This window comes from Pseudoduganella ginsengisoli, assembly GCF_009720865.1.
Lineage (GTDB): Bacteria > Pseudomonadota > Gammaproteobacteria > Burkholderiales > Burkholderiaceae_D > Rugamonas > Rugamonas ginsengisoli.
Map to the genome: position 1 here is coordinate 1 of NZ_WNLA01000077.1, position 948 is coordinate 948.

The 948-nt window shown below is 64.9% G+C and carries 1 protein-coding gene; it reads left to right on the forward strand.

The features are described from left to right. Positions 1-948: Ig-like domain-containing protein (locus GM668_RS30270; RefSeq protein ID WP_155442689.1), on the forward strand; the 948-nt coding region annotated here is incomplete at both ends.

Consider the following 948-nt stretch of genomic DNA (forward strand, 5'->3'; position numbering starts at 1 on the left):
GCAGCGGCAACTGGAGCTTTACGCCAGGCACGGTGATGGTGGATGGCACGCACAACCTGACGGTGACGGCAACTGACGTGGCGGGCAATGTGTCCGGCGCTTCGCTGCCGCTGTCGATTACGGTCGACACTGGCCAGCCGCAATTGGCGGCGCCGGACTTGCAGGCCACTTCGGATAACGGCTCATCGAATACCGACAACATCACCAACGCTCTCAACCCGGTGTTTGCCGGCGGTGGCGCGGAAGCCGGCGCCAAAGTGCATCTGTATGCCGGCGGGGTGGAAGTGGGCAATGCCGTGGCCGACGCCAGCGGCAACTGGAGCGTGACGCACACGGCGGCAGCTACCGGCGTCGACATTGCGTACACGGTCACGCAGGAAGACAAGGCGGGCAACTTCAGTGCGCCGTCGCAGGGCCTGAAAGTGACGATCGACCGCACGGCGCCGGCAGTGCCGGCAGCGCCGGGACTGGTATCGGACTCGGGTGTGCCGGGCGACCGCATCACCAATGTCAACAAGCCAACCATCAGCGGCACGGCGGAAGCCAACAGCACGGTGTCGGTATATGACGGCGGCACGCTGATCGGCACTGCGCTGACCAACGGCAGCGGCAACTGGAGCTTTACGCCAGGCACGGTGATGGTGGATGGCACGCACAACCTGACGGTGACGGCAACTGACGTGGCGGGCAATGTGTCCGGTGCTTCGCTGCCGCTGTCGATTACGGTCGACACTGGCCAGCCGCAATTGGCGGCGCCGGACTTGCAGGCCACTTCGGATAACGGCTCATCGAATACCGACAACATCACCAACGCTCTCAATCCGGTGTTTGCCGGCGGTGGCGCGGAAGCCGGCGTCAAAGTGCATCTGTATGCCGGCGGGGTGGAAGTGGGCAATGCCGTGGCCGACGCCAGCGGCAACTGGAGCGTGACGCACACGGCGGCAGCTA